This window comes from Stenotrophomonas capsici (assembly GCF_034961085.1).
Lineage (GTDB): Bacteria > Pseudomonadota > Gammaproteobacteria > Xanthomonadales > Xanthomonadaceae > Stenotrophomonas > Stenotrophomonas capsici.
In genome coordinates, this window is the sequence record NZ_JAYFUH010000211.1 from 1 (window position 1) to 1,050 (window position 1,050).

Annotated in this window: 2 protein-coding genes; one reads left to right on the plus strand and one right to left on the minus strand. The window is 68.9% G+C overall.

The window, feature by feature from the left end:
- Positions 1 to 526, minus strand: a 526-nt coding sequence (locus VA603_RS11510; RefSeq protein ID WP_323438926.1) for a PmbA/TldA family metallopeptidase, incomplete at its 3' end; no start/stop codon positions are given.
- Between the two features lie 152 nt (positions 527 to 678).
- On the opposite strand from VA603_RS11510, the gene VA603_RS11515 reads away from it, so the two are divergent.
- Positions 679 to 1,050 (plus strand): DUF938 domain-containing protein (locus VA603_RS11515; protein ID WP_323438927.1); only part of this gene is annotated, 372 nt, incomplete at its 3' end.

The following is a 1,050-nucleotide window of genomic DNA, read 5'->3' on the forward strand; positions in this document are numbered from 1 at the left end:
CGTTGATCGCCGCGGCGTTGATCGACAGCAGCAGCTCCACCTTGTCCTTGACCGGTACCGCCATCGCGTTGCTGCGGATCGGCGTCGCCCATTGCACCTCACCGACGCCCGGCGTCGGTGCCAGCTGCACGGCACGGGTCTGGATCTTCGCGTTGGCACGCGCGATCGCCATGGCCTGGGCCACGGCGACGGCCACGCCCTGCGCATTGGTCTGGTTGCTGGCGGCGAAGCCCCAGGCACCATCGACGATCACGCGGATGCCCACGCCGGCGGATTCGCTGTTGGTGACGTTCTGCACCTTGTCTTCGCGGGTGACGATGGCCTGGTTGAGGTAACGACCGATGCGCACGTCGCAGTAGCTGGCACCCCCGCGCCTGGCCAATGCCAGCACGGTGTCGGCCAATGCCTTCTTCTTCGCCACGTCCGATGGCGTGAGCAGCTCCTCGGCGGCGATCAGGCGGGCATTGGGCAGCATCATCCCGGCCAGGCCGAGACCGGAGAGGGTGAGGAACTGACGGCGTTGCATGGGGGCGGGGCTCCGGAGCAGGCGATGCACGCATCGCGCAAGACCGTTGAATCTCGGCGCCAGCCCACGCCGGGCACAAGTGACCATGGTCATGCGTGGGCCGAAAGTGGCATTGCGGCACAATCACGACGGTCTTTCCCGGTGGCGCCGCCATGCCCGACAAACCCTATGCCGAATCCTGCGAGCGCAACCGCGCGCCCATCCTGGCCGAGCTGCAGCGACACCTCGGTGGCGCCCGGCGCGTGCTGGAGATCGGCAGCGGCACCGGCCAGCACGCGGTGCATTTCGCCGCGGCGCTGCCGTGGCTGAGCTGGCAGGCCAGTGATCACCGCGACCACCTGCCGGGCATCAGGCAATGGCTGGACGAGGCGGCGCTGCCCAATACGCCGGCGCCCATCGCGCTGCAGGCAGTCACCGAACCCGTCGCCGGCCTGCAGCCGGTGCCCACCGCCGGTGGCCGCTTCGATGCGGTGTTCACCGCCAACACCCTGCACATCATGAGCTGGGCGCACGTGCAGGCCTTG